The sequence below is a fragment of the Lelliottia jeotgali genome, assembly GCF_016771845.1.
GTDB classification, from domain to species: domain Bacteria; phylum Pseudomonadota; class Gammaproteobacteria; order Enterobacterales; family Enterobacteriaceae; genus Enterobacter; species Enterobacter jeotgali.
Window position 1 is genome coordinate 12,687 of the sequence record NZ_JAENMQ010000010.1, and the last position, 16,832, is coordinate 29,518.

General features: G+C 55.9%; 15 protein-coding genes and 1 pseudogene. 14 read left to right on the forward strand and 2 right to left on the reverse strand.

What is annotated here, in order from left to right; translation table 11 throughout:
* Window positions 1–191: 191 nt before the first annotated feature.
* From phrB to nei, 9 genes are read left to right on the forward strand one after another with little or no spacing between them, the layout of a single operon-like run.
* On the forward strand, window positions 192–1,604 hold the full coding sequence (gene phrB / locus JBO43_RS16810; protein WP_202674738.1) for a deoxyribodipyrimidine photo-lyase: 1,413 nt from the start codon (window positions 192–194) through the stop codon (window positions 1,602–1,604).
* 10 nt (window positions 1,605–1,614) lie between these two features.
* Entirely contained in the window at window positions 1,615–2,358 is a 744-nt protein-coding gene (locus JBO43_RS16815; protein ID WP_095281259.1) for a type 2 GTP cyclohydrolase I, read from the forward strand.
* 14 nt (window positions 2,359–2,372) lie between these two features.
* Entirely contained in the window at window positions 2,373–3,029 is a 657-nt protein-coding gene (pxpB, locus tag JBO43_RS16820; protein WP_095281260.1) for a 5-oxoprolinase subunit PxpB, read from the forward strand.
* Complete coding sequence (gene pxpC / locus JBO43_RS16825; protein WP_103948790.1) at window positions 3,023–3,955, forward strand: 5-oxoprolinase subunit PxpC; 933 nt, start codon at window positions 3,023–3,025, stop codon at window positions 3,953–3,955. Before pxpB ends, pxpC begins: the two co-directional genes overlap by 7 nt.
* A complete protein-coding gene (pxpA, locus tag JBO43_RS16830) occupies window positions 3,945–4,679 on the forward strand; it encodes a 5-oxoprolinase subunit PxpA (RefSeq protein ID WP_202674796.1) in 735 nt (244 codons plus the stop codon). Before pxpC ends, pxpA begins: the two co-directional genes overlap by 11 nt.
* 47 nt (window positions 4,680–4,726) lie before the next feature.
* Window positions 4,727–5,446 (forward strand): DUF969 domain-containing protein, encoded by a 720-nt coding sequence (locus tag JBO43_RS16835; protein ID WP_202674739.1) that lies wholly within the window; start codon window positions 4,727–4,729, stop codon window positions 5,444–5,446.
* Complete coding sequence (locus tag JBO43_RS16840; RefSeq protein ID WP_202674740.1) at window positions 5,443–6,438, forward strand: DUF979 domain-containing protein; 996 nt, start codon at window positions 5,443–5,445, stop codon at window positions 6,436–6,438. The genes JBO43_RS16835 and JBO43_RS16840 overlap by 4 nt, the downstream gene beginning before the upstream one ends.
* 9 nt (window positions 6,439–6,447) lie before the next feature.
* Window positions 6,448–7,092, forward strand: coding sequence for a pyroglutamyl-peptidase I (gene pcp, locus JBO43_RS16845; protein ID WP_202674741.1), 645 nt, complete (start codon window positions 6,448–6,450; stop codon window positions 7,090–7,092).
* 13 nt (window positions 7,093–7,105) lie between these two features.
* Complete coding sequence (nei, locus tag JBO43_RS16850) at window positions 7,106–7,897, forward strand: endonuclease VIII (RefSeq protein ID WP_202674742.1); 792 nt, start codon at window positions 7,106–7,108, stop codon at window positions 7,895–7,897.
* Window positions 7,898–8,464: 567 nt separating this feature from the next.
* Here nei and JBO43_RS16855 read toward each other — a convergent pair.
* The gene (locus JBO43_RS16855) at window positions 8,465–9,751 is read right to left on the reverse strand and encodes a citrate synthase (protein ID WP_095281267.1); all 1,287 of its coding nucleotides are present in this window, start codon (window positions 9,749–9,751) and stop codon (window positions 8,465–8,467) included.
* A gap of 206 nt (window positions 9,752–9,957) precedes the next feature.
* Window positions 9,958–10,020, reverse strand: a pseudogene (locus JBO43_RS23295) (hypothetical protein); the annotation flags it as partial.
* Between the two features lie 456 nt (window positions 10,021–10,476).
* Here JBO43_RS23295 and sdhC point away from each other — a divergent pair.
* The 5 genes from sdhC to sucA all read left to right on the forward strand — a co-directional run bounded on the left by sdhC (window position 10,477) and on the right by sucA (window position 16,826).
* Window positions 10,477–10,881 (forward strand): succinate dehydrogenase cytochrome b556 subunit, encoded by a 405-nt coding sequence (gene sdhC / locus JBO43_RS16860; protein ID WP_165790660.1) that lies wholly within the window; start codon window positions 10,477–10,479, stop codon window positions 10,879–10,881.
* Complete coding sequence (sdhD, locus tag JBO43_RS16865) at window positions 10,875–11,222, forward strand: succinate dehydrogenase membrane anchor subunit (protein WP_095281269.1); 348 nt, start codon at window positions 10,875–10,877, stop codon at window positions 11,220–11,222. The genes sdhC and sdhD overlap by 7 nt, the downstream gene beginning before the upstream one ends.
* Window positions 11,222–12,988, forward strand: a complete 1,767-nt coding sequence (gene sdhA / locus JBO43_RS16870; protein WP_095281270.1) for a succinate dehydrogenase flavoprotein subunit — start codon at window positions 11,222–11,224, stop codon at window positions 12,986–12,988. The genes sdhD and sdhA overlap by 1 nt, the downstream gene beginning before the upstream one ends.
* 15 nt (window positions 12,989–13,003) lie before the next feature.
* Window positions 13,004–13,720, forward strand: a complete 717-nt coding sequence (locus tag JBO43_RS16875; RefSeq protein WP_103948365.1) for a succinate dehydrogenase iron-sulfur subunit — start codon at window positions 13,004–13,006, stop codon at window positions 13,718–13,720.
* 298 nt (window positions 13,721–14,018) lie between these two features.
* Window positions 14,019–16,826, forward strand: coding sequence for a 2-oxoglutarate dehydrogenase E1 component (sucA, locus tag JBO43_RS16880; RefSeq protein WP_095281272.1), 2,808 nt, complete (start codon window positions 14,019–14,021; stop codon window positions 16,824–16,826).
* Window positions 16,827–16,832: the final 6 nt, after the last annotated feature.

Genomic DNA, 16,832 nt, shown 5'->3' on the forward strand with positions numbered 1-16,832 from the left:
CAGAAATGTGGCGGTTTTTTTTATGCTTATACCTTCCCATACGTAAGCCAAGCGAAGGTTACACTTGCTCCTGTAACATAACTTAAACATTATAGAGTTCGTCATCCCGCCTTTTAAGGGATACACGACGCGGTTTCGGCCTGCGGTCAGAAACGCTACGCTTAGGTTATGGACAATTATTCAGGAGTGTTATGACCACGCATCTGGTCTGGTTTCGCGCGGATCTGCGCCTTCATGACAACATCGCGCTTGCTGCGGCCTGTCGTTCACCCAACGCCCGCGTGCTGGCCCTGTTTATCGCCACGCCCGAACAGTGGCGGGAACACGGCATGGCTCCGCGACAAGCTGCGTACCTGCGCGCGCATCTCAATGAACTGCAACAGGGGCTGGCGCAGAAAGGCATTCCGCTCATTTATGACGAGGTGAGCGATTTTGCCGCGCAGAGCGACAAAGTGCAGCAGCTCTGCGAAGAGCATCACGTAACCTATCTTTTTTATAATTATCAGTACGAATTCAACGAACAGCAGCGCGACCGACAGCTGGAAAAAATGTTGGATACGGTGGTGTGTCAGGGATTTGACGACAGCGTGATGTTAGCCCCCGGCAGTGTAATGACCGGCAACCACGAAATGTATAAAGTCTTTACCCCGTTCAAAAATGCCTACATTAAGCGGCTGAAAGAAGGGCTGCCGGAATGTGTCGCCGCACCTGCTGCCAGAGAGAACGCACTGACTGTTTCCGCTGATCTTCATTTCGATTACCCCCAGACTGATTTCGACGCGAAACACTTCCCCGCGACCGAAAAAGCCGCCATTGCGCAATTACGCCACTTCTGCAAACAGCAGGCCGCCGAATACGAAGAACATCGCGATTTCCCCGCCATCGAAGGGACGAGCCGGTTATCGGCGTGCCTGGCGCTGGGTGTACTTTCGCCGCGCCAGTGCCTGCATCGCCTGCTGGCCGAACAGCCACAGGCGCTGGACGGCGGGGCGGGCGCGGTATGGCTTAACGAGCTTATCTGGCGCGAATTTTACCGTCACCTAATGACGTATCATCCTGATTTATGTAAACATCGGCCCTTCATCCGCTGGACGGATAAGGTGCAGTGGCAGCAGGATGACGCACTGCTACAGGCATGGCAAAACGGCCAGACGGGCTATCCAATTGTCGATGCGGCGATGCGGCAGCTCAACGAAACGGGGTGGATGCACAACCGCCTGCGAATGATCGTCGCCAGCTTCCTGGTGAAAGACCTGCTGATCGACTGGCGCGCCGGGGAGCGATATTTTATTTCGCAGCTGATCGACGGCGATCTGGCGGCTAACAACGGCGGCTGGCAGTGGGCGGCCTCGACCGGAACCGACGCCGCGCCTTATTTTCGTATTTTTAACCCGACAACCCAGGGACAACGTTTTGACGCGACCGGCGAGTTTATCCGCCAGTGGCTGCCGGAATTGACTGATGTGCCGGGCAAATCGATTCATGAACCCTGGGCGTGGGCGGATAAAACGGGCGAAACCCTCGATTATCCGCGCCCGGTTGTTGACCATAAACAGGCGCGAGTCGCCACACTGGCGGCCTATGAGGCTGCCCGCAAAGCGTAAGAGAGTGATGATGAAAAACAGCGAACTGGAAACCTTAATCAATGAAAAGCTGAACAGCGCCAGCTTCAGCGACTACGGTCCCAACGGCCTGCAGGTGGAAGGGCGTGAAACGGTGCAAAAAATTGTCACCGGCGTCACGGCAAGCCAGGCTCTGCTGGATGAAGCGGTGCGTCTGCAGGCGGATGCGGTGATCGTGCATCACGGTTATTTCTGGAAAAACGAAGCGCCGATCATTCGCGGCATGAAGCGTAACCGCCTTAAAACGCTGCTGGCGAACGACATCAACCTGTACGGCTGGCATCTGCCGCTGGATGCGCACCCGGAGCTGGGCAATAACGTCCAGCTCGCCCAACTACTGGGTATCAACGTGATGGGCGAAATCGAAGCGCTGGTGCCGTGGGGGGAGCTTTCGATGCCGGTTCCAGGCCTGGAATTTGCATCCTGGATTGAGGCTCGTTTGGGCCGTCGTCCTCTGTGGTGTGGCGATACTGGCCCGGATCTGGTGAAACGCGTGGCGTGGTGTACCGGCGGCGGTCAGGGCTTTATCGACAACGCCGCGCGCTTTGGCGTGGACGCCTTTATTACCGGAGAAGTGTCCGAGCAGACCATTCACTCTGCCCGCGAGCAAGGTCTGCATTTCTACGCGGCGGGGCATCACGCCACTGAACGCGGTGGTATTCGCGCCCTGAGCGAGTGGTTAACAGAAAATACCGATCTCGATGTGACCTTCATCGATATCCCGAATCCTGCCTGATGAGAGGTGCGTAAGTGCAACGAGCGCGTTGTTATTTATTAGGCGAAACGGCGGTGGTGCTGGAGCTTGAACCTCCGGTGACGATCACTACGCAAAAGCGAATCTGGCGCTTAACACAGCGACTGGCTGAAATACCGGAAGTGGTGGAAGCCATTCCGGGGATGAACAACATTACCGTGGTGTTGCGTAATCCGCAGTCGGTGGCGCTGGACGCCATCGAGCGTCTGCAACGCTGGTGGGAAGAGAGCGAAGCGCTGGAGCCGGAATCGCGCTTTATTGAAATCCCGGTGGTCTACGGCAACGATGCGGGGCCGGATCTGGGCGAAGTGGCGCGTCATGCGGCGTTATCTGAAAAGCAGGTCGTCGAGCTGCATTCCTCCGTGGATTATGTGGTGTGGTTCTTAGGCTTCCAGCCAGGTTTTCCCTATCTGGGCGGCTTGCCGGAACAGCTTGTCACGCCGCGTCGCGGGGAGCCGCGCCTGTTAGTGCCGGCGGGTTCTGTGGGGATTGGCGGGCCGCAAACCGGTATTTATCCGCTGGCCTCACCGGGCGGCTGGCAGCTTATTGGCCACACCAGCCTGCCGCTGTTTGATCCCAAACGCGAAGAACCGGTGCTGTTGCGTCCGGGCGATACCGTGCGGTTTGTGCCGCAGAAGGAGGGGGTATGTTGAAGGTGATTCGCGCGGGGTTATATACCTCGGTGCAGGATGGTGGACGAATGGGTCTGCGACAGTCCGGAATCAGCTATTGCGGCGCGCTGGATAAACCCGCGTTGCAGATTGCCAACCTGCTGGTGGGTAACGATCCGAATGCCGCAGCGCTGGAAATCACCCTCGGACAGTGCAGCGTTGAGTTTGAACGCGACGGCTGGTTTGCCCTGACGGGCGCGGGCTGTGACGCGACGCTTGACGGTGCGGCGGTCTGGACCGGCTGGCGTTTGCAGGTAAAAGCCGGACAGCGCCTGACGCTTAATCGCCCCCTGCGCGGTATGCGTAGCTATCTGGCGGTCAGCGGTGGGATTGATGTGCCGGAAGTGATGAATTCGTTCAGCACCGATCTCAAAACCGGCATGGGTGGATTTGAAGGGCGACTGCTGAAAGACGGCGACAGCTTGCCGCTCGGCGAGAGCAAGCGCGAATTCGCTGAAGCACAGGGCGTCAAACAACTGCTGTGGAGCAACCGCATTCGCGCCTTGCCGGGGCCGGAATATCACGAATTTGATCAGGCCTCGCAGGATGCCTTCTGGCGTTTGCCCTGGCAGCTTAGCCCGCAGAGTAATCGCATGGGCTACCGCTTGCAAGGCCAGCAGCTGGCGCGCACCACCGATCGCGAAATGGTCTCGCACGGCCTGTTACCTGGCGTGATTCAGGTGCCGCACAACGGCCAGCCGATTGTGCTGATGAATGACGCCCAGACCACCGGCGGTTATCCGCGTATCGCCTGCATTATTGAGGCGGACATGTACCATCTGGCGCAAATTCCGCTCGGACAGCCGATCCACTTTGTTCCCTGTACGCTTGAAGAGGCGCTCGAAGCACGTCGTGTGCAGAAACAATTTATCGAACAACTGGCATGGAGGTTGAATGATCGTCGTTGATTTAAATGCAGATCTGGGCGAAGGCTGCGGAGCCGATGCCGAACTGCTGACGCTGGTTTCATCGGCCAATATCGCCTGCGGATTTCACGCCGGGGATGCGCAGACCATGCTTGAGAGCGTGCGGGAAGCGTTAAAAAATGGCGTGGCGATTGGCGCGCATCCGAGCTTTCCCGACCGGGAAAACTTCGGGCGTACGGCCATGAATTTGCCGCCGGACACAGTTTACGCTCAGATGCTGTACCAGATTGGTGCGCTTGCAACGATCGTCCGCGCCGAAGGAGGGCAACTCCGCCACGTCAAACCGCATGGGATGCTCTATAACCAGGCGGCGAAAGACGCGGTGCTGGCTGATGCGATCGCTCGCGCGGTGCATGCCGTTGACAGCAATTTGATTCTGGTTGGGCTGGCGGGGAGCGAATTAATTCGCGCCGGAGAGCGTTACGGACTCGCTACCCGTGAAGAAGTATTTGCCGATCGTGGTTATCGCGCTGACGGCAGTCTGGTGCCGCGCAGCGAGCCGGGTGCGTTGATTGATGATGAGGAACAAGCGCTGTCGCAAACGCTGGAGATGGTGCGGCACGGCAAGGTGAAAAGTATCAGCGGCGAATGGGCAAGCGTGCGTGCGCAGTCCGTTTGCCTGCACGGGGACGGGGAACACGCACTGGAATTTGCCCGTCGCTTGCGCAAAGAATTTGAGTTAAATAATATTAAAATCAGTGCATAACGCACGAAAAATAAACGCAAACACAACATAACAACAGGACAGAAAAAATGGCAGAGACGCTATCGCTCTGGCCACTCATCGGTATTGCGGTGATCGTGGTCGGGTTTATCTTACGTTTTAATCCGGTGCTGGTGGTGATTGTCGCCGGGATCGTCACCGGCGTGGCGGCGCATATGCCGATCGCCACCATCCTCGAAAAGTTGGGCGAAGGGTTCCTCAATACTCGTAATCTGCCCTATATCCTCTTGATTCCGTTAGCCGTTATCGGCCTGCTGGAAAGACACGGGCTGAAGGAACGTGCTCAGGCGTGGATTGCCAAAATCCACAGCGCGACGGCGGGGCGATTACTGATCGTTTATCTCTTCGTGCGTGAGGCGTCGGCGGCAATGGGGCTGACCAGTCTGGGCGGGCATCCGCAAATGGTGCGACCGTTACTGGCCCCGATGGCGGAAGGTGCGGCAGAGAAAAAATACGGTGAGCTGCCGGGTACGGTCCGCTATCGCCTGAGGGCGATGTCGGCGGCGACGGACAACGTCGGGCTGTTCTTCGGCGAAGACATCTTTGTCGCCTTCGGGGCGATTATCTTCATGCATAACTTTATGCTGGAGTCCGGGGGCATTCAGACCGAGCCGCTGCACATTGCCCTGTGGGGGATTCCGACGGCGATCTGCGCGTTTATCATCCACGCGACTCGCCTGTGGCGACTGGACAAGCATCTTGAACGCGAGCTGGGCAAATTGGCACACGCACAGGGAGATGCATCATGAATTTTCAACAAAGCTATCTCTACTGGCTGGCGGGGCTGATCTTGCTGATCGTCGCGGTGATGTCGTTTCGTGATAAAGCCAACCCGCGTCGTATTACTACCGGTCTGTTCTGGGGTGTTTACGGTCTGATTTTCCTGCTCGGCGACTGGACGTATCAGCTGGTGGGCGATAAGCGCACCGTGCACATCGCTGTTGGTGTGGCGGTCGTCGGCCTGGCGCTGATCGCCGGTTTTGGTGGCGTGAAACTGGGCAGCTATCATCAGCGCAAACCCGAAGAGCGCGAAGTTAGCGCCAAACGTCTCGGCAACCGACTGTTTTATCCGGCGTTAGCCATTCCGGTGGTGACCGTGATAGGCGTGCTGATGTTCAACCATGTGCCTGGATTGCAGGAAACCTTGTTCGGGCCGGGCAATCACTCGACGCTGGTGACGTTATTCTCAATGACTGCCGGATCGCTGATTGGTCTGGCGATGGCGGTCAAAATGACGCACGAAAAAGTGCATCAGCCGTTGCAGGAGGCACGTCGTCTGCTGGACTCCATCGGCTGGGCATTTATCCTGCCGCAGATTCTGGCGACGCTGGGCCTGCTGTTTACCGCCGCGGGCGTGGGCGACGGGATCTCCTGGCTGACCAAAACGTATCTGGCGGTGGACAGCCGCTTTATCGCCGTGGCGGTGTACGCTATCGGCATGGCGTTGTTAACCATGGTAATGGGCAATGCGTTCGCGGCGTTCCCGATTGTGACGGCGGGGATCGGCATCCCGATTCTGGTGCTCCAGCACGGTGGTAATCCGGCGGTAATGGCGGCGATTGGGATGTTCTCCGGCTATTGTGGCACGCTGATGACGCCGATGGCGGCGAACTTCAATATCGTACCCGCTGCGCTGCTGGAGCTGCCGGATAAAAACGCGGTAATCAAAGCGCAGGTGCCAACCGGCGTGCTGCTCCTGATTGCCAACGTGTTCCTGTTGTACTTCCTGATGTTCCTGTAAGGAGAGACGATGCGTTATGTATTAGTCACCGGTTTTGAGCCCTTTGGCGGCGAGACCGTTAACCCTTCGTGGGAAGTGGTCAGTCAGCTTGAGGGGAGTATTATTGACCGCTGTCGCGTGGTGACGCGCCAGCTTCCCTGCGTGTTTGGCGAATCATTAAGCGTGCTCAACGCCGCCATCGACGAGCTCAATCCGGCGGTGGTCATTGCGGTCGGGCAGGCGGGCGGGCGTGTGGATGTGACCGTCGAGCGGGTCGCTATTAACGTGGACGATGCGCGTATTCCAGATAATCGCGGCCAGCAGCCGATTGATGTTGCCATAGTGCCGGGCGGTCCGGCGGCGTGGTTTACTCGGCTTCCGATCAAGGCGACGGTGGCGGCGATGCGCGAAAGAGGCATTCCGGCGTCTGTTTCGCAAACGGCGGGGACGTTTGTCTGCAACCACGTGATGTACGGATTGCTGCATAAAATCAGCGAAAATGCGGAAGTGAAGGGCGGGTTTATCCATATCCCTTACCTGCCAGAACAGGCTGCAGCCCATGCGGGCGCACCGAGCATGGCGGCGCAGACGGTAAAAGCGGCGCTGATCGTGGCGATTGAAGTGGCGTTACGCCAGACGGCTGACGTCAAAATCGTGGGCGGTGCGACGCACTAACAAAGGAGCAAAGATGCCAGAAGGTCCGGAGATCCGCCGTGCGGCGGATAGCCTGGAGGCGGCGATTAAGGGCAAACCACTGACCGATGCGTGGTTTGCTTTCCCTCAGTTAAAACCCTATGAAGCGCAGTTAATTGGGCAAAGCGTGACGCAGATCGAGACGCGAGGCAAAGCGCTGCTGACACATTTCACCCATAACCTGACGTTATATAGCCACAACCAGCTTTATGGTGTCTGGCGAGTGATTAATGCGGGTGAGCAACCACAAACCAATCGGGTACTGCGCGTCAGGCTGCAAACGGCGGATAAAGCCATTTTGCTCTACAGCGCGTCGGATATTGAGATGTTAACGCCGGAGCAATTGCTCACTCACCCGTTCCTGCAACGCGTTGGACCGGATGTGCTGGATATGAGCCTGACGCCAGAAGCGGTGAAAGCACGGCTGCTGTCGCCCGCATTTCGCAACCGCCAGTTTTCCGGGCTGCTGCTCGACCAGGCGTTTCTCGCCGGTTTAGGTAACTATTTACGCGTTGAAATTTTGTGGGAAGTCGGGCTGGCAGGACAACGTAAAGCCTCGCAGCTTAACGAGGTTCAGCTTGATGCTTTGTCCCACGCGTTGCTGGAGATTCCACGTCTTTCCTACAACACGCGCGGTGTGGTGGATGATAATAAACATCACGGGGCGTTGTTCCGTTTTAAGGTGTTTCATCGCGAAGGGAAGCCGTGCGAGCGGTGTGGCGGGGCGATTGAGCGAACGATGTTATCGTCGAGACCGTTTTACCGGTGCCCGGCGTGTCAGAAATAGAAAAAGCCGGGTGGCGGCTGCGCCTTACCCGGCCTACATGCAGATGCCCAAAATACCAGGAATAAATCTCCCTCTCCCTGCGGGAGAGGGTTGGGGGTGAGGGCAACAGGCTTGCGCAGAAACAAAAAAGCCGGGTGGCGGCTACGCCTTACCCGGCCTACATGCAGATGCCCAAAATACCAGGAATAAATCTCCCTCTCCCTGCGAGAGAGGGTTTGGGTGAGGGCAACAGGCTTGCGCAGAAACAAAAAAGCCGGGTGGCGGCTACGCCTTACCCGGCCTTCATGCAGATGCCCAAAACACCAGGAATAAATCTCCCTCTCCCTGCGGGAGAGGGTTGGGGTGAGGGCAACAGGCTTGCGCAGAAACAAAAAAGCCGGGTGGCGGCTGGGCCTTACCCGGCCTACATGCAGATGCCCAAAATACCAGGAATAAATCTCCCTCTCCCTGCGGGAGAGGGTTTGGGTGAGGGAAACAAGCTGGCGCAGAAACAAAAAAGCCGGGTGGCGGCTACGCCTTACCCGGCCTTCATTCGTACATTAGCCCGACAGATGGCCGGGCTAAGTATTACTTATTCTTTACTTCAGTTTTGAAATCACGCTGCTCGTAGCCGGTGTACAGCTGACGTGGACGCGCGATTTTCATGCCTTCGCTGTGCATTTCGTTCCAGTGTGCAATCCAGCCCACGGTACGCGCCATCGCGAAGATCACGGTGAACATGGAAGACGGAATGCCCATCGCTTTCAGAATAATGCCAGAGTAGAAATCGACGTTCGGGTACAGTTTTTTCTCGATGAAGTACGGGTCGTTCAGCGCGATATGTTCCAGCTCCATCGCCACTTCCAGCAGATCATCTTTAGTACCCAGCTCTTTCAGCACTTCGTGGCAGGTTTCACGCATTACGGTCGCGCGCGGGTCATAGTTTTTGTAAACACGGTGACCGAAGCCCATCAGGCGGAAGGAGTCATTTTTGTCTTTCGCACGACGCACGAATTCAGGAATGTGCTCAACGGAGCTGATCTCTTCCAGCATCTTCAGTGCCGCTTCGTTAGCACCACCGTGCGCCGGTCCCCACAGGGAGGCGATACCAGCTGCGATACAGGCGAACGGGTTCGCGCCTGAAGAGCCTGCGGTACGGACGGTAGAAGTCGAAGCGTTCTGTTCGTGGTCAGCGTGCAGGATCAGAATACGGTCCATTGCGCGCTCAAGCACCGGGTTCACCTCGTAGGTTTCGCACGGTGTCGAGAACATCATGTTCAGGAAATTGCCTGAATAGGAGAGGTCGTTACGCGGATAAACAAACGGCTGGCCGATGGAATATTTGTAACACATCGCCGCCATAGTGGGCATTTTGGACAGCAGACGGAACGCTGCGATATCGCGATGACGTGGGTTATTCACGTCCAGAGAATCATGGTAGAACGCCGCCAGCGCGCCGGTGATCCCACACATCACGGCCATCGGATGGGAATCACGACGGAACGCATGGAACAGACGGGTGATTTGCTCATGAATCATGGTGTGGCGGGTGACGGTAGTTCTGAACTCATCGTACTGTTCCTGCGTCGGTTTTTCGCCGTTTAACAGGATGTAGCACACTTCCAGATAGTTGGATTCGGTGGCTAACTGATCGATGGGGAAACCGCGATGGAGCAGGATACCTTCGTCACCGTCGATAAAGGTGATTTTGGATTCGCAAGATGCGGTAGAGGTGAAGCCAGGGTCAAAGGTGAATACTCCTTTAGAACCCAGTGTACGGATATCAATAACATCCTGACCGAGCGTGCCTTTTAGCACATCCAGTTCAATAGCAGTGTCACCGTTTAGAGTGAGCTTTGCCTTTGTATCAGCCATTTACGGTCTCCTTAGCGCCTTATGCTTAAGACTACGGTTTACCGGATTTGCATTCAGCTGTTTATCACATCGTTACCAGTTTGTTATTTGGCTTGCCGCTCAGCTCGCGAGGAGAAACCAGGGTACAGAGCTATGGCGCCTTGCAGGTAAACGAATGAAAAATCAGAGAAATAACAGCAAATCAGTGTCTTCGCAGTCCGAATTATTCAAACCTGTATACCACTAATAACTGTCCTGATAACTTCGGTCAATACCATCACACTGTTACATAACTAAATCTCAGGTGAAAGAGAGACCTCATAACTTTTGCGCATTATATGCCTTTTCTGCTATCGTTTGTAACAATAATGTTTAATCTTTGTCAAATCCGATGATTAAAATTTAAAATAATGTTGTTATCGTGACTCTGATCACTGTTCCGCATAAAACCCGACAAACTGTATGTAGGTTAATTGTAATGGTTTTGTGAACGACCTATACTGCCGCCAGGTCTCCGGAACACCCTGCAATCCCGAGCCACCCAGCGTTGTAACGTGTCGTTTTAGCATTTGGAAGCAATGTTTAGCATGACGCGAAGTTATAGATAAGGACGCTGCTTGACCCGCGCGCAGACCGGAGGAAGGAAATCCCGTCGTCTTTCAGGTTACAAGTGCGTTGGCTGTGCCGCTTACCCGGCCTTAATGCCTTCCTGTAATCCGAAGTCCAAAGGGAATTATAAGAACAGCATGTGGGCGTTATTCATGATAAGAAATGTGAAAAAACAAAGACCTGTCAATCTGGATCTCAAAACGATCCGATTCCCTGTAACGGCAATAGCGTCCATTCTCCACCGTGTCTCCGGTGTGATTACGTTCGTGGCAGTGGGTATTCTGCTGTGGTTACTGGGTACCAGCCTCTCTTCTCCTGAAGGATTCCTCCAGGCCTCGGCCATCATGAACAGCTTCTTCGTGAAATTTATCATGTGGGGCATTCTGACTGCACTGGCGTACCACGTTGTAGTGGGCGTTCGCCATATGCTGATGGACTTTGGCTATCTGGAAGAAACCCTCGAAGTGGGGAAACGTTCCGCCAATATTTCATTTGTGATTACTGTCGTGCTTTCAATTCTTGCAGGAGTCCTCGTATGGTAAGCAACGCCTCCGCATTAGGACGCAACGGCGTACATGACTTCATTCTGGTCCGCGCTACCGCCATCGTCCTCACCCTTTACATCATCTACATGATCGGTTTCTTCGCGACCAGCGGCGAGCTGACGTGGGAGATCTGGAGCGGGTTCTTCGGATCTGCCTTCACCAAAGTGTTCACCCTGCTGGCTCTGTTCTCGATCCTTATTCATGCCTGGATTGGCATGTGGCAGGTGTTGACCGATTACGTTAAACCTCTCGCGATTCGCCTGCCGTTGCAGTTGCTGATTGTTGTCGCGCTGGTGGTTTACGTTATTTATGGATTTGTTGTGGTGTGGGGTGTGTGATGAAACTGCCAGTCAGAGAATTTGATGCTGTTGTGATTGGTGCCGGTGGCGCAGGTATGCGCGCGGCGCTGCAAATTTCCCAGAGCGGCCAGACCTGTGCGCTGCTCTCTAAAGTGTTCCCAACCCGTTCCCATACCGTATCTGCGCAAGGTGGCATCACCGTGGCGCTCGGTAATACCCATGAAGATAACTGGGAATGGCATATGTATGACACGGTGAAAGGCTCCGATTATATCGGTGACCAGGACGCCATCGAATATATGTGTAAGACCGGCCCGGAAGCGATTCTTGAGCTGGACCACATGGGCCTGCCGTTCTCCCGTCTGGAAGATGGCACTATTTATCAGCGTCCGTTTGGCGGCCAGTCGAAAAACTTCGGCGGCGAACAGGCGGCACGTACTGCGGCAGCGGCTGACCGTACCGGCCACGCACTGCTGCACACTCTCTATCAGCAGAACCTGAAAAACCACACCACCATTTTCTCTGAGTGGTATGCGCTGGATCTGGTGAAAAACGAAGATGGCGCAGTGGTCGGGTGTACCGCCCTGTGCATCGAAACCGGTGAAGTGGTTTACTTCAAAGCTCGCGCAACGGTGCTGGCGACCGGCGGTGCAGGCCGTATTTACCAGTCCACCACCAACGCCCACATTAACACCGGCGACGGCGTAGGCATGGCAATCCGCGCAGGTGTGCCTGTGCAGGACATGGAAATGTGGCAATTCCACCCGACCGGTATCGCCGGTGCTGGCGTTCTGGTGACAGAAGGCTGTCGTGGTGAAGGTGGCTATCTGCTGAACAAACACGGCGAACGCTTCATGGAGCGTTATGCCCCGAATGCAAAAGACCTGGCGGGTCGTGACGTGGTGGCGCGTTCTATCATGATCGAAATCCGTGAAGGTCGCGGCTGCGATGGTCCGTGGGGCCCGCACGCGAAACTGAAGCTGGATCACCTGGGTAAAGAAGTTCTGGAATCCCGTCTGCCGGGCATCCTGGAGCTGTCGCGCACCTTCGCGCACGTCGACCCTGTCAAAGAGCCAATTCCGGTTATCCCAACCTGCCACTACATGATGGGCGGTATTCCGACCAAAGTGACCGGTCAGGCGCTGACCGTAAACGAGCAGGGCGAAGACGTGGTGATTCCTGGCCTGTTCGCCGTTGGCGAAATTGCCTGCGTATCGGTCCACGGTGCAAACCGTCTTGGCGGCAACTCGCTGCTCGACCTGGTGGTGTTTGGTCGTGCGGTTGGCCTGCATCTGCAAGAATCTATCGCTGAACAAGGCGATCTGCGCGATGCGACTGAAGCTAACATTGAAGCGTCCCTTGAGCGTCTCAATCGCTGGAATGGCAACCGCGACGGCGAAGATCCGGTGGAAATCCGCAAAGCGCTGCAAGAATGTATGCAGCACAACTTCTCGGTATTCCGCGAAGGCGATGCGATGGCCAAAGGGCTTGAGCAGCTGAAAGTGATCCGCGAGCGTCTCAAAAATGCTCGTCTGGACGACACTTCCAGCGAGTTCAACACCCAGCGCGTCGAGTGCCTTGAGCTTGATAACCTGATGGAAACTGCTTACGCAACGGCGGTCTCCGCAAACTACCGCACCGAAAGCCGTGGCGCGCATAGCCGCTTCGACTTCCCGGATCGTGACGACGAAAACTGGCTGTGCCATTCCCTGTATCTGCCAGAGTCGGAATCCATGACGCGACGTGAAGTCAACATGGAACCGAAACTGCGTCCGGCGTTCCCGCCGAAGATTCGTACCTATTAATGCGGAGACAGGATAATGAAACTCGAATTCTCAGTTTATCGTTATAACCCGGATGTTGATGACGCTCCGCATATGCAGGATTACACCCTGGAAGCGGAAGAAGGTCGCGACATGATGCTGCTTGATGCGTTAATGCAGCTGAAAGAAAAAGATCCGACACTGTCGTTTCGTCGTTCCTGCCGTGAAGGGGTGTGTGGCTCCGACGGCGTGAACATGAACGGCAAAAATGGCCTGGCCTGTATCACCCCGATTTCGGCGTTGCAGCGTGCAGGACAAAAAATTGTGATCCGTCCTCTGCCTGGCCTGCCGGTCGTTCGCGATTTGGTGGTGGACATGGGGCAATTCTATGCACAATATGAGAAGATTAAGCCTTACTTGTTGAATAATGGGCAGAATCCACCCGCTCGCGAGCATTTACAGTCGCCAGAGCAGCGTGAAAAACTCGATGGCCTGTACGAATGTATTCTCTGTGCATGCTGTTCGACCTCTTGCCCGTCGTTCTGGTGGAACCCGGACAAGTTTATCGGCCCGGCGGGCCTGCTGGCCGCGTATCGCTTCCTGATTGACAGCCGCGATACCGAAACCGACAGCCGCCTGGAAGGGTTGAGTGATGCTTTCAGCGTATTCCGCTGCCATAGCATCATGAACTGCGTCAGTGTATGTCCTAAGGGGCTGAACCCGACGCGCGCCATCGGCCATATTAAGTCGATGCTGTTGCAGCGCAGTGCCTAAGTAATACCGCCGGATGGCGCTTCGCTTATCCGGCCTACGTAACAGTAGGCCCGGTAAGCGGAGCGCCACCGGGCAAAGCAAAGATAGATAGCAGGAAACCTTTAAAAACTGCCGGACCCGCCTTCTCCCTCTCCCTTAGGGAGAGGGGCGGGGTGAGGGGAAACCCTCGGACAGTTTCTAAAGGTTCCTTCGCGAGCCAAGCTGAGACAAGAGCTCGCAGGTGAACCCCGGCACGTACACGAGGTGTGCGTGGTAGTTTCTACGGCGAAATAAGCATAAAAATGCTTAAGGGATCACGATGCAGAACGGCGCAATGAAAGCCTGGCTGGACTCTTCTTTCCTCTCTGGTGCAAACCAAAGCTGGATCGAACAGCTCTATGAAGACTTCTTAACCGATCCTGACTCAGTGGACGCTAACTGGCGTTCCATGTTCCAGCAGTTACCTGGCACTGGGGTCAAACCGGATCAATTCCATTCCAAAACACGTGATTATTTCCGTCGTCTGGCGAAGGATGCCTCACGTTACTCTTCCTCGATCTCTGACCCTGACACCAATGTGAAGCAGGTAAAAGTCCTGCAGCTCATCAATGCTTATCGCTTCCGTGGTCACCAGCATGCGAACCTCGACCCGCTGGGACTGTGGAAACAAGACCGTGTGGCGGATCTCGATCCGGCGTACCACGATCTGACCGAGGCGGATTTCCAGGAAAGCTTTAACGTCGGCTCCTTTGCCAGCGGCAAAGACACGATGAAGCTGGGAGAGCTGCTTGAGGCGCTCAAACAAACCTATTGTGGCTCCATCGGTGCAGAGTACATGCACATCACCTCCACCGACGAAAAACGCTGGATCCAGCAGCGCATCGAATCGGTGACCGGCCACGCCAGCTTTAGCGTTGAAGAGAAAAAACGCTTCCTGAGCGAACTGACCGCTGCAGAAGGCCTGGAGCGTTACCTCGGTGCAAAATTCCCGGGTGCAAAACGCTTCTCCCTTGAAGGCGGCGATGCCTTAGTGCCAATGCTGAAAGAGCTGATTCGTCATGCGGGCAACAGCGGCACCCGTGAAGTGGTGCTGGGTATGGCGCACCGTGGTCGTCTGAACGTACTGGTTAACGTGCTGGGTAAAAAACCGCAGGACCTGTTCGACGAATTCGCGGGCAAACATAAAGAACATCTCGGTACCGGTGACGTGAAGTACCACATGGGCTTCTCATCGGATATCGAAACCAACGGCGGTCTGGTTCACCTGGCGCTGGCGTTTAACCCGTCGCACCTCGAAATCGTCAGCCCGGTGGTTATCGGTTCCGTGCGTGCGCGTCTGGACAGACTGGACGAACCAAGCAGCAATAAAGTACTGCCAATCACCATTCACGGTGATGCGGCGGTGACCGGCCAGGGCGTCGTTCAGGAAACCCTGAACATGTCCAAAGCGCGTGGTTACGAAGTGGGCGGTACCGTTCGCATCGTCATCAACAACCAGGTGGGCTTCACGACCTCTAACCCGCTGGATGCGCGCTCCACGCCGTACTGTACTGACATCGGTAAAATGGTGCAGGCGCCGATCTTCCACGTGAACGCCGATGACCCGGAAGCGGTCGCTTTCGTGACACGTCTGGCGCTGGACTTCCGTAACACCTTTAAACGCGATGTGTTCATCGACCTGTTCTGCTATCGCCGTCACGGCCATAACGAAGCGGACGAGCCGAGTGCAACCCAGCCGCTGATGTACCAGAAAATCAAAAAGCATCCGACGCCGCGTAAAATCTACGCCGACAAACTGGAAGCGGACAAAATCGCGACCCTCGAAGATGCCACCGAGCTGGTTAACCTTTACCGCGATGCGCTGGATGCCGGCGAGTGCGTGGTGAAAGAGCTGCGTCCGATGAACATGCACTCCTTTACCTGGTCGCCGTACCTCAACCACGAGTGGGATGAGAGCTACCCGAACAAGGTCGAGATGAAGCGTCTGCAGGAGCTGGCAAAACGCATCAGCACCGTGCCAGAAGCCATCGAGATGCAGTCTCGCGTGCAGAAAATTTACTCCGACCGTCAGTCAATGGCGGCAGGCGAGAAACTGTTCGACTGGGGCGGCGCAGAAAACCTGGCCTACGCAACCTTGGTTGACGAAGGCATTCCGGTGCGTCTGTCCGGTGAAGATGCGGGCCGTGGGACCTTCTTCCACCGCCACGCAGTGATTCACAACCAGACCAACGGTTCCACTTACACTCCGCTGCAGCACGTGCACAACGGTCAGGGCCAGTTCAAGGTCTGGGACTCCGTGCTGTCTGAAGAAGCGGTTCTGGCGTTCGAATACGGCTATGCCACTGCAGAACCACGCACCTTGACCATCTGGGAAGCGCAGTTCGGTGACTTCGCCAACGGCGCACAGGTGGTTATCGACCAGTTCATCAGCTCCGGCGAGCAGAAATGGGGCCGTATGTGTGGCCTGGTGATGCTCCTGCCACACGGCTACGAAGGGCAGGGCCCGGAGCACTCCTCCGCGCGTCTGGAACGTTATCTGCAGCTCTGCGCCGAGCAGAACATGCAGGTGTGCGTGCCATCTACCCCGGCTCAGGTTTACCACATGCTGCGTCGTCAGGCGCTGCGCGGGATGCGTCGTCCGCTGGTGGTGATGTCACCGAAATCGCTGCTGCGTCATCCACTGGCGGTGTCCAGCCTCGATGAGCTGGCGAACGGCACCTTCCAGCCTGCGATTGGTGAGATTGATGATCTCGATCCGCAAGGCGTGAAGCGCGTAGTGATGTGTTCTGGTAAGGTTTATTTCGACCTGCTGGAACAGCGCCGCAAGAAAGATCAGAAAGATGTCGCCATCGTGCGTATCGAGCAGCTTTATCCGTTCCCGCATCAGTCGGTGCAGGAAGCGTTGAAACCGTACGCACACGTGCATGATTTTGTCTGGTGCCAGGAAGAGCCGCTCAACCAGGGCGCATGGTACTGCAGCCAGCATCATTTCCGTGATGTGATTCCATTTGGGTCCGCCCTGCGTTACGCAGGTCGCCCGGCCTCCGCCTCTCCGGCGGTAGGGTATATGTCCGTTCACCAGAAGCAACAGCAAGATCTGGTGAATGACGCGCTGAACGTCGAATAATTTAAG

What these genes read in the sequence shown, in the direction of transcription:
- phrB (WP_202674738.1), top strand. Translation starts at nt 192, where the DNA reads ATGACCACGCATCTGGTCTGGTTTCGCGCGGATCTGCGCCTTCATGAC.
- JBO43_RS16815 (WP_095281259.1), top strand. Translation starts at nt 1,615, where the DNA reads ATGAAAAACAGCGAACTGGAAACCTTAATCAATGAAAAGCTGAACAGC.
- pxpC (WP_103948790.1), top strand. Translation starts at nt 3,023, where the DNA reads ATGTTGAAGGTGATTCGCGCGGGGTTATATACCTCGGTGCAGGATGGT.
- JBO43_RS16835 (WP_202674739.1), top strand. Translation starts at nt 4,727, where the DNA reads ATGGCAGAGACGCTATCGCTCTGGCCACTCATCGGTATTGCGGTGATC.
- JBO43_RS16840 (WP_202674740.1), top strand. Translation starts at nt 5,443, where the DNA reads ATGAATTTTCAACAAAGCTATCTCTACTGGCTGGCGGGGCTGATCTTG.
- pcp (WP_202674741.1), top strand. Translation starts at nt 6,448, where the DNA reads ATGCGTTATGTATTAGTCACCGGTTTTGAGCCCTTTGGCGGCGAGACC.
- nei (WP_202674742.1), top strand. Translation starts at nt 7,106, where the DNA reads ATGCCAGAAGGTCCGGAGATCCGCCGTGCGGCGGATAGCCTGGAGGCG.
- JBO43_RS16855 (WP_095281267.1), bottom strand. Translation starts at nt 9,751, where the DNA reads ATGGCTGATACAAAGGCAAAGCTCACTCTAAACGGTGACACTGCTATT.
- sdhC (WP_165790660.1), top strand. Translation starts at nt 10,477, where the DNA reads ATGTGGGCGTTATTCATGATAAGAAATGTGAAAAAACAAAGACCTGTC.
- sdhD (WP_095281269.1), top strand. Translation starts at nt 10,875, where the DNA reads ATGGTAAGCAACGCCTCCGCATTAGGACGCAACGGCGTACATGACTTC.
- sdhA (WP_095281270.1), top strand. Translation starts at nt 11,222, where the DNA reads ATGAAACTGCCAGTCAGAGAATTTGATGCTGTTGTGATTGGTGCCGGT.
- JBO43_RS16875 (WP_103948365.1), top strand. Translation starts at nt 13,004, where the DNA reads ATGAAACTCGAATTCTCAGTTTATCGTTATAACCCGGATGTTGATGAC.
- sucA (WP_095281272.1), top strand. Translation starts at nt 14,019, where the DNA reads ATGCAGAACGGCGCAATGAAAGCCTGGCTGGACTCTTCTTTCCTCTCT.